This window comes from Spirillospora sp. NPDC127506 (genome assembly GCF_040302145.1).
In the GTDB taxonomy this organism is placed as follows: domain Bacteria; phylum Actinomycetota; class Actinomycetes; order Streptosporangiales; family Streptosporangiaceae; genus Spirillospora.
In genome coordinates this window covers 80,070-97,906 of record NZ_JBEORG010000007.1, presented here as the reverse complement: position 1 = coordinate 97,906, position 17,837 = coordinate 80,070, and the positions used below count along the sequence as shown (strand labels likewise).

Sequence of the window (17,837 nt, the reverse complement as noted above, 5' to 3'; positions counted from 1 at the left end):
ATGATTTTGGAAATAGCCGAAATGTCATAGATTCCGGTCATGCTGCGGCTCTGGCTCGACTACGACGACCTCGCCAGGATCCGCGTCATTCCCGGCCTCTCGCCGATCGCCCAGACCGTCCTCGGCGCGCAGGCCCTGCGCCGGCCGGGGCCCGCGCCGATCCCCGGCGGGTGGCGGTCCCGCACGCGCGCCCGGCTCACCGGCCCGTCCCGCCTGCTGCTCGACCTGGTGCCGCCCGGCCGCTGGCTCCCCGACTTCCTGACCCCGTACACGCCCGTGCCGGGGCTCGAAGCGGAGCTCGACGCCGTCGCCTCGACGCCCGCCCGGCGCATCCGCGCCGAGCTGGAGCGCTCGCACGGCCCGCGTCCCCCCGCGTCGTGGCTGCCCCGGCTGGCCGCCGGGGAGCGCGAGACGATGCGGGCGCTGGTCCGCGGCCTCAGGGACTTCCACCGGACCGCGCTGGCGGACGTGTGGCCCGAACTCGGCGACCACCTGTCCGCCGAGGCGGCCGGTCACGCGAGGACGATGGCCGAGCAGGGGATCGGCGGCCTGCTGGGGAACCTGCACCCCGCCGTCCGCTGGACGCCCCCGGTCCTGGAGATCGAGACGCTGCGCGACGGCGACGTCCGGCTCCGCGGACGCGGGCTCGTGATCATGCCGTCGCCGTTCGTCACCGGCCCGCGCGTCCTGGTCGCCGGCGGCGGCCCGGCGAGCATCGTGCTCCCGGCGTCCCGCCCGCTCAGCGGGTCGAGCGGCGCGGCCCTGCCGCGGGTGTTCGGCCGGACCCGCGCGGCCGCTCTGCGGTCGGTCGCCGAGGGCGAGCTCACGACCGGCGCGCTGGCGGCGCGGCTCGGCGTCAGCGCGGCGTCGGCGTCCCAGCACGCGGCCGCCCTGCGCGGCGCCGGCCTCATCGCCAGCGAGCGCCGGGGCAAGACGGTGCACCACGCGCTGACCCCCCTCGGCGAGCGGTTCCTGCGCGGCCGGGGGTGATCGCGCGAGAAGACCCCCTTCCCGGACGCGGGAAAGGGGTCCTCGCGGAGCGTGCGGGTCAGGTCAGCAGAGCCCGCGCGGCTTCGAGGTGCGGCACTTGTTGTGCACGAAGCGGTTGGTCTTGCTGCCGCTCTGGTCGACCAGGTCGTACGGGGCGTTGCCGCGGGCGACGTTGGCCTTGATCAGGTTGTGGCGCGCCGGAAGGGCGTGGCCGCCCGGAGCGGCGACGCCCGGGAAGAGGACGATGCCGCCGGAGTAGTCCAGCTTGCCGCGGTTGGACTTCACGACGTTCTTCTTGACGGTGTTGTGCTCGCCGCCGAAGAACAGGATCCCGGTGCCGCCGAGCGGCGGGACGGGGCCGTGCCCCGCGCAGCTCCGGTTGTTCTTGTAGATCTTGTTCTTCCAGACGTTGTTGTGGCCCTGCCCGCCCTTCTGGCCGTCGTCGACGAGGGCGACCCCGACGCAGTTGCCGGTGATCTCGTTGTCGTGGACGTTGACGTGGTGGGCGTGCCGGACGAGGACGCCGAGCGTGTTGCCGTAGGAGTGGTTGTAGGCGACCTCGGTGCCGCGCGCGTTGGCGGCGTCCCCGACGTAGAGGCCGGCGTCCTCGTCGTTGTCGAGGGTCCAGTTCCAGACGAACCGGCCGCGGGTCGAACGGAATTCGGCGATGCCGTACTCGCCGTTCTTCTTGGCGAGGACGGCCAGCACCGTCAGGCGGTCGGTGTACATGCCGTGCACGCCGTTGGCCTTGAAGCCCTGCACGCTCAGGTTCCGGATCGTCGCGCCCTTGACCGGGTGCTTCGCCTTGCCGATCACGCAGATGCCCATGCCGGGCGCGCCGGCCTTGGCGCAGTGGTCGCGGTGCCCCGGACGCAGGATCGTCTCGTTGCCCTCGCCGCGGATGGTGAGGCGCTTGCGGACGAGGACGCCGCCCGCGTAGTGGCCCTTCTTGAGCCGGATGGTGTCGCCGGGTCTGGCGCGGTCGACGGCCGCCTGGATCGAATGGCCGGGCAGGACGACATGGGTGCGCCCGCCCTTCGGGCCGCCGGCCGCCTGGCTCGCCGGCGCGACGGAGGCGAGCCCCGCCAGCACGACGACCGTGCCGAGCGAGGCCGAGAAAATCCGCCTCATCCGTTTTCCCCCGTTCTGTTTTTCCTGGTAGGAGCCGCCGCGGCATGCGCCGGACGGCATTCCGTGATCATCTTGGAACGGGCGGTGTAATCGGCCGGTGCCGGTGGGGTAAACAATCGGGGGGACTTTGCGGCGGCGGGCGCAATGGGCCGGTGTGACGAACGTCTCCGCAGGTCGGGGTGCGTGTTACATGGCGTTCACATACGGGCAACAGGTCGGAAATGCCCGGTTGGCACGTTCTACGGGGCCGAACCCGTGAGGCCAGGCGGAACGAGAGGACCGACGTTGAGCTACAAGGCCGAGTACATCTGGATCGACGGCACCGAGCCGACCGCGCGGCTGCGGTCGAAGACGCGGATCCTCGCCGACGGCGCAGATCTGCCGGACTGGGGGTTCGACGGCTCCAGCACCAACCAGGCGCCGGGCGACCGGTCCGACTGCGTCCTGAAGCCGGTCTTCTCCTGCCCCGACCCCATCCGGGGCGGCGCCAACAAGCTCGTCCTGTGCGAGGTCTTCCTCGTGGACGGGACGCCCCACGAGACCAACCAGCGGGCCAAGCTCCGCCCGATCGCCGAGCAGTACGCCGACCAGGACTCCTGGTACGGGATCGAGCAGGAGTACACGTTCTTCAAGGACGGCCGCCCGCTCGGCTTCCCCGAGCGCGGCTACCCGGCCCCGCAGGGCTTCTACTACTGCGGCGTGGGCGCCGACGAGGTGTTCGGGCGCGAGATCGTCGAGCGGCACATGGACGCCTGCCTGGACGCCGGCTTGAAGATCTCCGGCATCAACGCCGAGGTCATGCCGGGCCAGTGGGAGTTCCAGATCGGCCCTGCGGGCCCGGTCGAGGTCGGCGACCACATGTGGGTCGCCCGGTGGCTGCTCTACCGCATCGCCGAGGAGTACGACGTGGCCGCGACCCTCGACCCGAAGCCGGTGGAGGGCGACTGGAACGGCGCCGGCGCGCACACGAACTTCTCGACCAAGGCCATGCGCGAGGGCTACGACGCGATCATCACGGCGTGCGAGGCGCTCGCCGAGAAGGCCGACGAGCACGTCGCGAACTACGGCGCCGACATCCAGCGCCGGCTGACCGGCATGCACGAGACGGCCGCGTGGAGCACGTTCAGCTACGGCGTGTCCGACCGCGGCGCCTCCGTGCGCATCCCCTGGCAGGTCGAGGTGGACAAGAAGGGCTACATCGAGGACCGCCGCCCCAACGCCAACGTCGACCCGTACGTGGTGACCAGGCTGATCACCGGCACGTGCTGCGCGGCGCTGGAGAAGGCCGGCCAGGTCTGACGACCGGACGTCTGACGACCGGACGGGGACGGCGCCCCCGGTCCGCGGCCCCAGGCCGCCGCCGGGGGCGCCGGCATGCCGGGGTACGGGGCCAAACAACTGCAAATTGTCGAACTTGGGCGAGTTCCCACATCGCTGCCGGGTAGCACGTCTACGTTCGCACCCGGGGGAGGGAACATGCCCGACTCGCCATCCGGGCGGTACCCCGGCGGCCTGCCCGGCAGGCACGCCGGCCGTCCTGCGCCGCGGCCCTGGGAACGGTCGTTCCGGTGCCCCTCCACGGCGCGGCGCCGCACGGTCGAGGCGCCGCCGAAGCGGTACGAGGACTTCGTCGCGCTGCACGAGGAGATCGCTGCCGCCGAGTCAGGGCCGCCGCTGCGCCCGCTGTGGTGGACGGGCATCTCCGCGTCCCTGGTGGGCGGCGGCCTGGCGTTCGCCGCGGTGATGGCGCTGCGCGCGGCGTTCGGCGTGGAGGTCCCGGTGTTCGCGGGCGGGCACACGCCCGCGGCGCCCGCCGCCACCAGCTACGCGCTGTGCGCGATGGCGGCCACGATCCAGGCGACCGCGCTGATGCACCTGCTGCTCGCGACGGCGGCGCGTCCCGTCCGGGCGTTCGCGTGCATCGGCGCGATCGCCGTCTTCGTGCTGACGGTGCTGCCGCTGACCATGCGCGGCCCGTTCGACGCGGCGCTCGCGACGTCCGGTCTCAACCTGGCCGGCGGGACCGCCGTGGTCGTGCTGCTGTCGGCGGTGGTGGGCGCGTCCCGGCAGTTCCCCTGGGGCGGGCCGCTCAGGCGCGGCCGAGGGTGATCGTCAGCGGGTCGGGCGCGGTCGAGGACGTCACCCGCAGATGCCGGAGCCGCCGCCACACCTGCACGTCCACCCCCTCGTCGGGGGCGAGCAGCCGCAGTTCCCGGTGCATCCCGGAGAAGCCGACGCACAGCGACACGTCCCACGTCCCGCGCGGCAGCGGGTCGTCGATGAGCGCCCGGGTCACCGGGACGGCGGCGGTGTAGCGCAGCCGGTCGGGTTGCTCCTCCAGCATGGCGATGACCTCGAACCTGCGGTCCGAGGCCGGCTGGGTCAGCAGCAGCGTCCCGGAGATCGGCATGCTGATCTCCCGCAGGTCCAGGTGGCCGGTGACGACGATCTCGGCGCGCTCCCCGTTCCAGCGCGTCCCGTCGGCGCGGACGGACCCGGCGGAGTGCGAGCGCCCGCCGACGTCGACCTTGAGGAGGCCGTCGATGCCGAAGTAGGCGATGACCGTGACCGAACCGGGCAGGAACCGCCGCTGCGGCGACGGGTCCATGCCGGGGGCGTGGCCGAGCGGGACCGTGCCGGGCGCCGGCGGCGCGCCGATGGCCAGGCCGACGTCCCACAGCCCGCCGGGCAGCGGCCGCCCGCCCATGACGGACGCGACGTCCACCTCCGCCTCGAAGGTGACGACGCCGTTGCGGGCCTCGACGGCGACGGGCACGCGCAGCCGGCCGCCCTCGTCCTGCTCGTGCAGCACCAGTTCGATCTCGGGGACGGCCCCGCCGGGCTCGAACCGGCCGGTGAGCCGCAGCACGGACCCCGCCCAGCCGACCTCCGTCAGGTGAGGATTCGGCATCGCCACCTCCGCCTCGTCCATCAGCGTTCTCCCTCAGCGTCCCCCCGTCGCCGCCGTCGAACCGGCGCGGGGGACGGGGAAGGGGGAGAGGCGGGTGCCCGGGCGGCCCGCACGGGTTCCGGGCCGCCACGGACCGTGATCGCCATTATGCGCGATGTCGCCGCCCCCGTGCGAGATTCTCACGAGGCCACCTCCGGCCCGCGCTGTCAAGCCGAATTCACGCAGGCTTCACAGGGCGGTGATTTCCGGGGGACGGTGACCAGTGTATTAATGGCCTGGACGGCGGCGGCCGCCTTTGGTCAATGCGCCCGCGCCGTTATCCACGAATGCGGACGGATACTGACGAAATGATCCTCTCCCCGCGGGGCCTGCGAGACGCGACGTCCAATCTGTTCCGGCTGGCGCTGTCCGACCGGTTCGCCGATCTGCGCCCGATGCCGGCGGAGCCGATCGACGCCGGACCCGGGCGGACGGTGCGCCGCTACCGGCCGCCGGAGGGGCTGGTGCCGGCCGGGCCGCCGGTGCTGTTCGTGCCGCCGCCGGGCACCCCGGCCCGCTGCTACGACCTGCGCCGCGGGTGCAGCCTCGCCGAGCACGTCGTCCGCGCCGGGCGCCGCAGCTACCTGCTCGATCACGACCCCGCCCGCTACGACGACCCCGACCCGGCCCTGCAGCGGTGGGTCGGGGAGGTGCTGCCGGCGGCGATCCGCGCGGTCAGCCGGGACGCGGGCGGGCAGCCCGTCCAGCTCGTCGGCTGGTGCCTCGGCGGGATCATGGCGCTGCTGGCCGCCGCCGCCGACCCCGGCCTGCCGATCGCGTCGGTCGCCGCCGTCGCCGCGCCGGTGGACGCGGCCGCGGCGCGGCTCGCCCCGCCGCCGGACCGGGGCGGCGTGGAGAAATATCTGCTGCGCCCCTGCGCGATGATCGGCCATCTCGACAGCGCCGATTTCCTCGCGCAGATCGAGGCGATGGAGCATTTCCGGCACTTGACGACCGCCCATCCCGGGCATGCCGCCAGACGGATTTACCGCGCCCTTCTGGACGGAGGGGCCCTCCTGCGCGGCGCCGTGGAGATCGGCGGCCGCACCGTCGATCTCGGCCGGATCGGCGTGCCGGTGCTGGCGGTCGCCGGACGCGGCGACGGGTTCGCGCCCGTCCGCGCCGTCCGGCCGCTCGTCGGCGCGCTGCGCGGGGCGCCGCAGGTGCGGTTCGAGATCGCGTCCGGCGGCCACCTCGGCGTGCTGACCGGGCGCGAGGCCAGGGCGACCACGTGGCGGCACCTCGACCGGTGGCTCGACGAGGGCATCGTCAGGCACGGGATACGCGCGCAGCGCGCCGCCGTACCCGGCTGATCCGGATCTTCGGGGTCTTCCGCACGCCAAGGGACGTCCCAATCTTCTTTGCGGCGCAGCCAGCGACACGCCCGCGAGTGTGTCGTCTCGGTAATCGTCGCGTCGCCGACCGTAGTGTGGCGCTCCGTTGTTGGCGCACGGGACGTCGGGGGGCACAGCATGACGGCGGACGCCGGCGGATACGGCATGTCACGGGGGCACCCGGCCCCCGCGGAAGGCGCCGGGACGGAGATCATCGGGGCCGCCCCGCCCGGCCGGCCCGTGCCCCATCTCACCGTGGCCGTCGCGCGCGCCGGCGGGACGGGGATCCTCGACCTCGGCGCCGACCGGGCGCCCGCGCTCGCCGCGCTCGCCGACGTGCGCCGCTGGTGGGCGGGCCCGTTCGGCGTCCGCGTCCCGGCCGGGTGCGGCGTCCGCGCGGCGGAGGTCCCGCCCGTCGCCGGCACCGTCGTCGTGGACGCCCCCGCGCCCGCGTCCGGCGACTGGCTCGACATCGCCGCGATCGCCCGGGGGCGCCGCCTGCTGATCGAGGTCGCGGACCCCGCCGAGGCGGCGGCCGCCGTCCGCGTCGGGCGCGGCCTGACCGACCAGGTCGGGATCATCGCGCGCGGCCGCGGCGACATGACCACGTTCATCCTGCTCCAGCGACTGCTGGCCGACCTCGACGTCCCGGTGTACGCGGCGGGCGGCATCGGTCCCCACACGGCCGCGGCGTCCGTCGCCGGCGGCGCGGCCGGGATCGTCCTGGACGAGCAGCTCGCCTGCGTCCGGGAGATGGACCTGGGCGGGCTCGACGCGCCGGCGCCGGCGCTCGCCCGCCGCCACAAGACGGCCGGGGGAGTGGTCCAGGCCGTCCGCGAGCAGATCGCCGCGCACCTGCGGGCCGCCGTGCGGGCCGAGCCGCTGGCGCCGCGCCCCGTCCCGGTCGCCGTGCAGGGGCCGATGGCGCAGGTCAGCGACCGGTCGGCGTTCGCGGGCGCGGTCGCACAGGACGGCGGCCTGCCGTTCCTGGCGCTCGGCACGATGGACGGCGGCCGGGTGCGGGCGTTGCTGCGGGAGACCGCCGACCGGCTCGGCGACCGTCCCTGGGGCGCCGCGATCGCCGCCGGGGCGCCGCCGGAACTGCGCGCGGAGCAGCTCACCGCCGTCCGGGACGCCCGCCCCCCGTACGCGATCACCGGCGCGGGGGACGCCGCGGAGGCCGCGGCGCTCGAGGCCGCCGGGATCGCCGCCTACCTGCACGCCCCGTCGCCCGAGGCGCTCGGCCGGCTCCTCGGCGAGGGCGCGCGGAAGTTCGTCCTCGCGGGCCGCGAGGGCGGCGGCCCCGTCGGGCCGCACGCGAGTTTCCCGCTGTGGGACGCGCAGGTCGAACGGCTGATGGGGTTCGGCGGCGACGCCGGTGAGCTGTCGCTGATGTTCGCGGGCGGCGTCCACGACGAGCGGTCCGCCGCGATGGTCGCCGCGCTGGCCGGGCCGCTGGCCGAGCGCGGCGCCGACGTCCGCGTCCTGATGGGCACCGCCTACCTGTTCACGCAGGAGGCGGTCGCGGCCGGCGCCATCGCGCCCGGCTACCAGGAGGTCGCGCTCGCCTGCGAGGGCACCGCCCTGCTGGAGACCGCCCCCGGGCAGGCGGTCCGCTGCGCCCGCACCCCCTACGTCGAAACGTTCGAGGAGACCCGCCGCGAGCTGGAGCAGGCCGGGACGCCGGAGCCGGAGGTGCGGCGCCGCCTGGAGAAGCTGAACTCCGGGCGCCTGCACCTGGCGAGCCGGGGACTGCGGCTCGGCACGCCCGTCGACCCCGTCCGGCAGCGCTCCGAAGGCATGTACGCGATGGGGCAGGCGGCGGCGCTGCGCTCGGCCCGGACCGGGATCGCCGACCTGCACGAGCAGGTCACCTCCGGCGCGACCGCGTTCCTCGCGGCGCGCGCCGCCGAGCTGGGCATCGGGGCCGCCGACGCCGCGCGGGAACCCGCGCGCCCGGCCGGCATCGCGATCATCGGCATGGGCTGCGTCGCCCCGGGCGCCCGCGACACCGACGGCTACTGGGCGGGCGTCGTCCGCGGCGCCGGCGAGCCGGGCGGCCGTCTTCCCGCCGTCCCGTTCGACGCGGCGGCCTACGGCATCCCCGCCGACGCGATCGGCGGCATCGACCCCGTGCAGCTGCTGTCGCTGGAGGTCGCGTCCCGCGCGCTGCGGGACGCGGGCTACGCCGACCGGCCGTTCGACCGGTCCCGGACCTCGGTGTTCTTCGCCGCCGAGGGCGGCGGCGACCTCGGCGCCGCGCACGCCCTGCGCGCGGCGCTCCCGTCCTATCTCGGCGGGCTCCCGGCCGGGCTGGACGAGCAGCTCCCGCGTCCGGCCGGGGACTCCCCGGACGGCGCCGCCGCCGGCGCGGCCGCCGCGCGGATCGCCGACCGCCTCGGCCTCGGCGGAACGGCCTGCACCATCGCCGGGACGTCCCTCGCGGCCCTCGACGCCGCCTGCAAGGACCTCGTGACGGGTTCGAGCTCCATGGCGCTCTGCGGGGGCGCCCGCCTGCACGACCTGGCGACCGCCCCGGACGAGAGCGTCGCCTGCGTCGTCCTCAAGCGCCTCGCCGACGCCGAGCGCGACGGCGACCGGATCTACGCGGTGGTCGAGTCCGTCGCCGGATCCAGCGGCCGGCCCGCCCTTGAGCGCGCGCACGAGCGGGCGGGCGTGCCGCCGTCGGCCGCCGGGCTCGCCGGGGCGGACGGCCCCGCCGAGCTGATCAAGATCGCCTGCGCGCTGCACACGGGCGTGCTCCCCGGGCCGGCCCGCCCCTGGACCGCCCGCCCCGGCGACCGGTTCGCGGGCGTGGGCGCCTCCGGGTTCTGCGGCACGCGGTATCACGCCGTCCTCTCCGGCTATGCGGGCGCTCCCGAACCGGTGTCGGGGCTCGCCGAGTGGCCCGCCGAGCTGTTCCTGATCCGCGGCGACGACCGGGCCGCCGCGCGGGAGGAGATCGACCGGCTGGCGCGGCTCCTGGACGACGGGGAGCCCCGCCTGCGCGATCTCGCCCGGACCGCCGCGTCCCTAGGAGGCCCCGTGCAGGCGGCGTTCGCGGCGACCGGGCCGGACGACCTCCGCGAGAAGCTCGCCCTCGCCGCGGAGTTCCGCCCCGAGCGGGGCGTCCGCCTCGCGTCCGGCGAGCCCGGCCAGGTCGCCTTCCTGTTCCCGGACGAGGACGGGCGGCCCGGCACGGTCGCCGATCTCTTCGTCGCCTTCCCCCGCCTCCAGCGCCTGCTGCGCCTCGCCGGCGGGCGCCACGAGGGCACCGGCGTCGCGGGCCTGGCCGTGCACCGCCTGCTCACCGCCGTCGGCGTCCACCCCGACCTCGCCGCCGGCCACGGCCACGGCGAACTCGCCGCGCTCTGCGCCGCCGGCGTCATCGACGACACCGACATGATCGACGTCGGCGCCGCGTGCGCCGGCGCGCCCCCGTCCCGCGACGACCTCCTCGGCCGCGACCTCCGCTCGCCCGCCTTCCCGGTCTGGGCGAACACGACGGCCCGCCCGTACGAGACGGACCCGGCCGACCTGGCCGCGGCGCCGCCCGCGCCCGTCCACGTCGCCGAGCAGATCGAGGCGATGTACGACGCGGGAGCCCGCACGTTCGTGGAGACGGGTCCCGGCCGCGCCCTGACCGACCTCGCCGCCGCGGTCCTCGGCGACCGCCCGCACACCGCCGTCAGCTGCGCCGCCCCCGGCGAGAACGGGCTGGTGGCGCTGCTGCGCGCGCTCGCCGAGCTGGCCGCCGCCGGCATCGCGGTCGACCCGCTGCCCCTCTTCGCCGGACGCGGCACCCGCCCGCTCACCGGCGGTGCCGCCGCGCCGGGCTGGCTCGTCGACGGCCACCGCGTACGCACCGCCGCAGGCGGCTACCCGCCCGGCGCGCTCCGCCCGCCGGAGCGCATCGCCGCCGCCCGCCCCGCCGACCCCGCCGTCCTGGAGTACCTGCGCACGAGCCGGGAGATCATCGCCGCCCAGCGCGAGGTCGTCCTCCGCCACCTGGCGGCCCCCGCCGAACCGCCGCGCCCGAGCGTCCCGCCACCGGCCCGCCCAAGCGCCCACGTACGAACCATGGCGCTGTCCGGCGGCCCCACCCCGGCCGCGAAGCAGGAACCCGCCGTCCCCGAAGTCCCGGCCATGCGCAACGAACCAGCCGTGCGCAACGAACCGGCCGTGCGCGCCGAACCCGCAGCGCGTGTCGGATCCACCGTGCGGCAAGACCTGGCCGAGTACGAAGAACCGGCCGCGCCACGGGAACCGGTCGCATGCGAGAAGCCGGCCGTGCGCGCCGAGCCGGCCGTGCCAGAGGGCTCGGCTACGCGCGGGGGATCGGCTGTGCGCGAGGGTTCCGCTGTGCGCGAGGGCTCGGCTATGCGCGGGGGATCGGCCGCGTCAGAGGGTTCGGCTACGCGCGAGGGTTCGGCTACGCGCGAGGGTTCGGCTACGCGCGAGGGTTCGGCTACGCGCGAGGGTTCGGCTACGCGCGAGGGCTCGGCCCTGCGCGGGGAGTCGGCCGTGCGCGGGGGATCGGTCGTGTCAGAGGGCTCGGCCCTGCGCGGGGGATCGGCTGTGCGCGAGGGCTCGGCCCTGCGCGGGGAGTCGGCCGAGCGCGGGGGATCGGTCGTGTCAGAGGGCTCGGCCGTGCGCGGTGGACCGATCATGCGTGAGGGTACGGCTGTGCGCGACGAGCCGGCCGTGCGTCGGGAGCCGGTCGGGGGTGAAGGGCCGGCTTGGCGGGGGGAGCCCGCCGCGGATGGGGCGGTGGGGGAGTGTTCTGCCGACCGGCAGGTGTGGCCGCGGCCTGGGGGTCGCGGTCGGGTCGTGCGGCGGGTTTCGCGGCTTGTGGAGCTTGAGCCCCTTCCCAGGGCGCCGGAGCCGGGGGAGGCCTTCGCCGGTGCGCGGTTCGTGCTCGTGGACGACGGGTGCGGCATCGCGGTCGAGCTGGGCGATCTGCTCGAACGCCGCGGTGCGGAGGTGCGGACGTTGCCGGACGTCGACGGGCCGTGTGAAGGGCTCGTCCATCTGGCGGCCCTGCGGCCGGGGGCGGCGGCCGTGCTGCCCTGGGCGTTCGCGGGGATCGGGCGTGCGCTGGAGGGGGAGCCGCGGTGGCTCGTCCTCGCGAGCGGGGCCGGCGGGACGTTCGGGCAGGGGTTCGCCGGCGGCGCCGCCGGCGATCCGGCGCCGGGCGCGGGGCTGCGCGGGCTGGCCCGGACGCTCGCGCGGGAGCGGCCCGAGGCGCTGGTGCGGGCGCTCGACATGGACACCGACGACACCCCGCGGGCGATCGCGCGGCGGATCATGGCGGAGCTGCTGGCTCCCGATGGGCCGGTCGCGGTCGGGCACCGGGGCGGCGTGCGGCGCGGGCTGGAGCTGCTCCCGTCCGAGCCGCCGGACGGCGCCCCTGACCTCGGGCGGGACGCGGTCGTCGTGCTGACCGGCGGCGAGCACGAGGTCGTCGCGCGGACGGCCCTGGAACTGGCCCGGACGAGCGGCTGCCACATCGAGCTCATGGGCCGCACGCCGGAACAGGACGTGCGGCTGATGCGGGAGCATGCGGCGTCCGTCAGGTGTCACGTGGGCGACGCGCGGGATGCGCAGGCCGTGCGGAGCCTCGTCGAGAACGTCCAGCTGACCCACCGGCGCCTGGACGGCGTCATCCACGCCGCAGGGTTCGCCGAGACGCCCGGCGGCCTCGAAGAGGCGTACCGGGCGCGGGTGGACGGCGCCGCCGCGCTCGCTCAGGCGGTCCCGTCCGGTGTGGGGTTCTTCGCCGTCCTGTGCGGTCTCCGCGGCGACGACATGCAAGCCGGGGACGACGCGTGCGCGATGCTGGCGCACGCGTGGCGCCGCCGGCTGCGGGGGCGGACGCTCGTCGCCGGCCTGGGGGCGGTCGATCCGGGCGCCGCCGCGGCGGCGCTGGTGCGGGAGATCGGCGCGGGGGACGAGACGCATGTTCTCCTGACCGGAGACGACCGGTGAACAGGGACCGCGAGCCGATCGCGATCGTCGGCGCCGGGGCCGTGTTCCCGGGCGCCGGGTCGGCGGCCGAGCTGTGGCGCAACGTCCTCGCCGGGTTCGACGCGATCAGCGAGGTGCCGCCCGGGCGCTGGGACCCCGCCCTCTACTACGACCCGGACGCCTACACGCGGGCCCCGGAGTGCGACCGGTTCTACTGCCGGCGCGGCGGGTTCGTCGACGAGCTGGCCACCTTCGACCCGGCGCGGTTCGGGATCCTGCCCGCCGCCGTGGGGGGCATGGAGCCCGACCAGCTCCTCGCGCTGCGCACCGCCGGGGACGCGATCGCCGACGCCGGCGGCGACGAGCGGCTGCCCGACCGGTCCAGGATCGGCGTGGTCGTCGGGCGCGGCGGCTACATCACGCCCGGCCTGGCCCGCCACGACCAGCGCGTCCGGACGTCCCACCAGGTCGCCGCGATCCTCGCCGAGCTGGTCCCGGACCTCGGGGAGGATCGGCTGGCGGAGATCCGCCGGGCGTTCTGCGAGCGGCTCGGCCCGGACGGCCCGGACGCGCCGATCGGGCTGGTGCCGAGCCTCGCCGCGTCCCGCATCGCCGGCACGTTCGACCTGCGCGGCCCCGCCTACACGCTCGACGCGGCGTGCGCCTCGTCGCTGCTCGCGGTCGAGCACGCCGTGCGGGCGCTGCGCGGCGGGCAGGCCGACGCGATGCTGGCCGGGGCCGTCCACCTCGCGCACCACGCCACCGTGTGGAGCCTGTTCAGCCAGCTGCGCGCGCTCAGCCCGAGCGAGACGATCCGCCCGTTCGACCGGGCCGCCGACGGCACGCTCCTCGCCGAGGGCACCGGGATGGTCCTGCTCAAGCGGCTGTCGGACGCCGAGCGCGCCGGCGACCGGATCCACGCGGTCATCCTCGGCGCCGGGTCGTCCAGCGACGGGCGGGCCGCGAGCATCATGAGCCCGCTGGTGGACGGGCAGGTCCTCGCCGTCGAGCGCGCCTGGCGGGACGCGGGCCTGGACCCGGCGGCGCCCGGCGCGGTCGGGCTCGTCGAGGCGCACGGCACCGGCGCCCCGGCCGGGGACGAGACGGAGCTGGCGACGCTGCGCCGCGTCCTCGGCGCGGACGGCCCGCCGGTCGGGCTCGGCACCGTCAAGTCGATGATCGGGCACGCGATGCACGCCGCCGGGATGGCCGGGCTGATCAAGGCCGCGTTCGCGCTGCGCGACGGCGTCCTGCCGCCGACGCTGCACGTGGACGACCCGCACCCGGCGCTGGAGGACGGCCGGCTGCGGCCGCTCCGGGAGGCGTCCGAGTGGCGGCGGGACGGCGGCCCCCGGCGGGCCGTGGTGAACGCCTTCGGGTTCGGCGGTGCCAACGCGCATGTCGTGCTGGAGGAGCCGCCGTCGTCGTGCGCCCGGCGGGCGGGGCGGCGGAGGCTCGACACGCCGCGGGACGGCGAGGCCGTGCTGCGCCTGGCCGCGCGCACCGCCGAGGAGCTGGCCGAGGAGCTGGCCGCCCCCGACGGCAGGCTCCTGGCGCGGGCGGCGGAGGATGTCCCCGACCTTCCGTGCAGGCTCGCCATCGTCGGTCCCACGCCCCGCAGGCTCGAGCTGGCGCGGGCCGTCGTCCAGCGGGGGACCGCGTGGCGCGGCCGCAGCGATGTGTGGTTCTCGCCGCGGCCCCTGCTCGCGGAGGGCGGGCGGCTGGCGTTCCTGTTCCCCGGGTTCGAGCCCGCCTTCGCCCCGCGCGTCGCCGACGTCGCCGAGCACTTCGGGATGCCCGACCCGGGCCTCACGGGCCGCACCGACCTGATCGGCCACGCCGCCGACGTCCTGGGCGCCGGGCGCCTGCTGGCCGCCGCGCTCGCCGAGCTGGGCGTGGAGGCCGACGTCATGGCGGGGCACAGCCTCGGCGAGTGGACGGCCATGGCCGTCGCCGGGATGTGCGACGCCGCCGCGCTCGTCCGGGACCTCGACGGCGCCGTGCTCGACGGCCCCGACGTCCTGTACGCGGCGCTCGGCTGCGGCGCGGCGCGGGCGCGGGAGGCCGCCGCGGCGGGGTCCGGGGTCGTCGTCAGCCACGACAACTGCCCGCACCAGTCGGTGGTCTGCGGGCCGCCGGAGGCCGTCCGGGAGATCCTCGGGCGGCTCGCGTCGGAGGGGGTCCTCGGCACGGAGCTGCCGTTCCGGACGGGTTTCCACGCGCCCCCGGCCGAGGCGTTCGAGAAGCAGCTTCGGCACTCGTTCGAGGCGCTGGAGATCCGCGAGCCCCGCGTACCGGTGTGGTCGGGGTCGGCGGCGGCGCCGTTCCCGCGCGGGGCCGAGGCGGTCCGCGACCTCGCCGTCCGGCACCTGCGCGAGCCCGTCCGGTTCGGCGAGCTGATCGAGGAGCTGTACGGCGCGGCGCACGTGCGGGCGTTCGTCCAGGTCGGGCCCGGCGGGCTGACCGGGTTCGTCGCCGACCGGCTCGGCGACCGCGAGCACCTGGCGATGGCCGTCAACGTGCCGGACCGGGACGGGATGGCGCAGCTGCGCCGGGTCGTCGCCGCGCTGTGGGCCGAGGGCTACGGCGGCTGCGCGCCGCCCGCGCCGGCCGGCGGCCTGCGGCTCGACCTCGGCACGCCGCTGGTCAGGCTGGGCGGGACGGTGGAGCCGATCCGCCCGGCGCCCGGCGTCCCGTCGCTGCCCGCCGACGATCCCGTCATGGCGGAACTGGAGGCGCTGCTCAACGACGCGACGACGGGCGCGCAGTCGGTGCTGGAGGCGCTCGGGGGCGGGCCGTCGCCCGCCGCGGCGGCGGAGCCGTCCCCGGCGGCCGCCGAGCTGAGCGTCTCCCGCGTCTTCTCCGTCGAGGCGATGCCGCAGCTGGCCGACCACTGCCTGGTCCCGCAGGCCCCCGGCTGGCCCGACATGTCGGACCGGTTCCCGGTCGTCCCGCTGGCCGCGCTGGTGGAGGCGATGGCCGGCACGGCGCGCGAGCTGCTGCCCGACATGGTCGTCGTCGGGTTCGAGGACGTCCGGGCCGTCCGGTGGATGGTGGCCGACCCGCCCACGACCGTCGACATCAGAGCCCGCCTCGCCGACGGCGGCGCCCGCCCGCGCAAGGTGAAGGTCGTCATCCCGGACTACGCCGACGGGACGGTCCTGCTCGCCGAGCGCTACCCGGCGCCGCCCACCCCGGACCACACGCCGCTCACCATCGAGGGGCCGCCCATCGTCACCGCCGAGCGGCTGTACGAGGAGCGCTGGATGTTCCACGGCCCGCTCTTCCGCGGCATCAGCGAGATCACGGCCCTGGCGGAGGACGGTGTGCGCGCCGTCCTGACCGCGCTGCCCACGCCGGGCGCGCTCATGGACGGCGCCGGGCAGCTCTGCGCGCACTGGATCCAGGTGTACGGCGACACCAACCAGACCGTGTTCCCCGTGGGGATCGAGCGGGTGCTGCTGTACGGGGCGTCGCCGTCCCCGGGGGAGCGGCTGGAGACGACCGTCTGGAACCAGTCCCTCACGGACACGACCATGCGCTGCTCAGCGGAGATGGTCCGCGAGGACGGGGCGGTGTGGGCGCGCATCGACGGTTGGACCACGCACCGCTTCTACACGGACGAAGCCCTGTGGCGGATGAAGTTCACCCCCGAGGTGTCCGGGACGGGGGAGCCGCAGCCCGGCGGGTGGACGCTGGCCCGCAAACGCTGGGACGGCACGGCGTCGCGCGACCTGCTCATGCGCCAGTACCTGCGCGCCGCCGAGCGCGCCGAGTACGAAGCGCTCCCGCCGGTCGCGCAGGGGCCGTGGCTGCTGGGGCGGATCGCGGCCAAGGACGCCGTCAGGGACCACCTCTGGCGCAACGGCCACGGCCCGCTCTTCCCCGCCGAGCTCACCGTGCAGGACGGGCCGGCCGTGGCGGGCCCCTTCGACGAGCCCCTGACCGTCTCGATCGCCTCGGACGCCGAGCTGGGCGTGGCCCTCGTGCGGCCCGGCGCCGTCCCGGCGGGCATCGGGCTGGCCGTCAACGAGAACAACGCACGGGTCCGCGCGGCCAAGCAGGCGGTGCTGCAGTCGATGAAGACGGACCGTGCCGAACTGGTCGTGACCGTCGCCGACGCCGAGCGGCTCCTCATCGCCGCCGGCGGCGCGGTCACCACGGTGCAGACCCGCGAACTCGACGGACACGTCGTCGCCTGGACGACCGCGTCCGCCGGTACGGACATGGAGGAGAGCCGAGCATGACCCAGCGCCGCGCGAGCGCCCGCCGAGTCCAGGTCCCGTCCATCCTCGGCGACCCGGGCATCCAGCGGGTGCGGACACCGGAGCGCCGCTTCCTGTTCGCGGTCCCGCCGCTCACCGGCCGCATCGCCCCGACCGTCGCGGTCGCCGCCGAGCTGGCCCGCCGCGGCCACAAGGTCGCCTGGACGGGGCACCGCCCGACGCTGGAGCCGCTGCTGCGGCCGGGTTCGCGCATCTTCAGCACCGCGGGGGACGAGTTCGGCCCGGTGCGGGACCGCTGGCTGGAGCTGCGCGGCCTCGACGCCGTCCGCTTCCTGTGGGAGGACTTCCTCGTCCCGCTCGGCCACGCGATGATGCCGGGCGTCGAGCGCGCCCTCGACCGGTTCCGCCCGGACGCGGTGGTCTCCGACCAGGCCGTGCTCGCCGCGCCCGTCGCGGCCCGGCACCGCGAGATCCCCTGGGCGACCTCCGCCGCGTCGCCCGCCGAGTTCACCCGCCCGCTCGCCGACCGGCCCGACGTCGAGGAGGAGATCCGCGACCACATCGGGGACTTCCAGCTCGACCACGGCATCGAGGACCTGCTCGACCTGCGCTTCTCCGACCACCTCACGCTGGTCTTCTCCACGTCGGCGCTGGTCGGCGACACCTCCTTCTTCCCCGACCACTTCGCCTTCGTCGGCCCGGCCGCGACCCGCGAGGCGCCGTGCGCGTTCCCGTGGGAGTGGCTGGACGGCCGCCCCGCCGTCCTGGTCACCCTCGGCAAGGTCACCGGTCCGCCCGCCGAGCGGTTCTTCCGGGCCGCCGCCGACGCCGTCCGCGACATGGACGTCCAGGCCGTCTTCGCCGGGGCCGGGGTGGACGCGCCGCCGCCGAACGTCCTGGTCCGCGAGCGCGTCCCCCGGCACAAGCTCCTGGAGCGCCTTTCGGCCGTCGCCTGCCACGGCGGCCATTCCACGGTCTGCGCGGCCCTGTCCCACGGGCTTCCGCTGGTGATGGCGCCGATGCGGGACGACCAGCCGGTGATCGCCCGCCGGGTGGAGGCCGCCGGCGCGGGCATCTCCGTGGACGATCCGGACGAACTCCGCGCCGCCCTCGCCGCCGTCCTCGCCGACGGCCCGCACCGCGCCGCCGCCGAGGCCGCCCGGCCGGCGTTCGCGGCGGCCGGAGGCGCCGCCGAGGCCGCCGACCGCCTGGAGAAGCTCGCCTGACCACCTGTGGACA

Annotated in this window: 9 protein-coding genes; 7 read left to right on the top strand and 2 right to left on the bottom strand. The window is 76.1% G+C overall.

All coding sequences use genetic code 11. The features are described 5' to 3' along the window. Positions 1–39 precede the first annotated feature (39 nt). Positions 40–990 (top strand): ArsR/SmtB family transcription factor, encoded by a 951-nt coding sequence (locus ABTW95_RS10020; protein ID WP_500226002.1) that lies wholly within the window; start codon positions 40–42, stop codon positions 988–990. Positions 991–1,053: 63 nt separating this feature from the next. Here the strand turns inward: ABTW95_RS10020 and ABTW95_RS10015 are convergent, their stop codons facing one another. Beyond that, the gene (locus ABTW95_RS10015; protein ID WP_396454298.1) at positions 1,054–2,121 is read right to left on the bottom strand and encodes a right-handed parallel beta-helix repeat-containing protein; all 1,068 of its coding nucleotides are present in this window, start codon (positions 2,119–2,121) and stop codon (positions 1,054–1,056) included. Positions 2,122–2,406: 285 nt separating this feature from the next. On the opposite strand from ABTW95_RS10015, the gene glnII reads away from it, so the two are divergent. Both glnII and ABTW95_RS10005 read left to right on the top strand, forming a co-directional pair. Next, positions 2,407–3,420 carry a glutamine synthetase GlnII gene (gene glnII, locus ABTW95_RS10010; protein ID WP_396448596.1) on the top strand — a complete coding sequence of 338 codons (1,014 nt, stop codon included), beginning with the start codon at positions 2,407–2,409 and terminating at the stop codon, positions 3,418–3,420. Between the two features lie 177 nt (positions 3,421–3,597). Continuing rightward, positions 3,598–4,230, top strand: coding sequence for a hypothetical protein (locus ABTW95_RS10005; RefSeq protein WP_396448597.1), 633 nt, complete (start codon positions 3,598–3,600; stop codon positions 4,228–4,230). On the opposite strand, the gene ABTW95_RS10000 is transcribed toward ABTW95_RS10005, so the two are convergent. Beyond that, positions 4,211–5,053 carry a hypothetical protein gene (locus ABTW95_RS10000; RefSeq protein ID WP_500225999.1) on the bottom strand — a complete coding sequence of 281 codons (843 nt, stop codon included), beginning with the start codon at positions 5,051–5,053 and terminating at the stop codon, positions 4,211–4,213. The genes ABTW95_RS10005 and ABTW95_RS10000 overlap by 20 nt on opposite strands. 326 nt (positions 5,054–5,379) lie before the next feature. On the opposite strand from ABTW95_RS10000, the gene ABTW95_RS09995 reads away from it, so the two are divergent. The 4 genes from ABTW95_RS09995 (at position 5,380) to ABTW95_RS09980 (ending at position 17,824) form a co-directional block, all read left to right on the top strand. Next, positions 5,380–6,384 carry an alpha/beta fold hydrolase gene (locus ABTW95_RS09995; protein WP_396448599.1) on the top strand — a complete coding sequence of 335 codons (1,005 nt, stop codon included), beginning with the start codon at positions 5,380–5,382 and terminating at the stop codon, positions 6,382–6,384. Positions 6,385–6,570: 186 nt separating this feature from the next. Continuing rightward, positions 6,571–12,393: a beta-ketoacyl synthase N-terminal-like domain-containing protein gene (locus ABTW95_RS09990; protein WP_500225997.1), complete on the top strand. Its 5,823-nt coding sequence runs from the start codon at positions 6,571–6,573 to the stop codon at positions 12,391–12,393. Continuing rightward, positions 12,390–16,619, top strand: a complete 4,230-nt coding sequence (locus ABTW95_RS09985) for a beta-ketoacyl synthase N-terminal-like domain-containing protein (RefSeq protein ID WP_500225996.1) — start codon at positions 12,390–12,392, stop codon at positions 16,617–16,619. The genes ABTW95_RS09990 and ABTW95_RS09985 overlap by 4 nt, the downstream gene beginning before the upstream one ends. After that, complete coding sequence (locus ABTW95_RS09980) at positions 16,616–17,824, top strand: glycosyltransferase (protein ID WP_500225994.1); 1,209 nt, start codon at positions 16,616–16,618, stop codon at positions 17,822–17,824. The genes ABTW95_RS09985 and ABTW95_RS09980 overlap by 4 nt, the downstream gene beginning before the upstream one ends. Positions 17,825–17,837 lie beyond the last annotated feature (13 nt).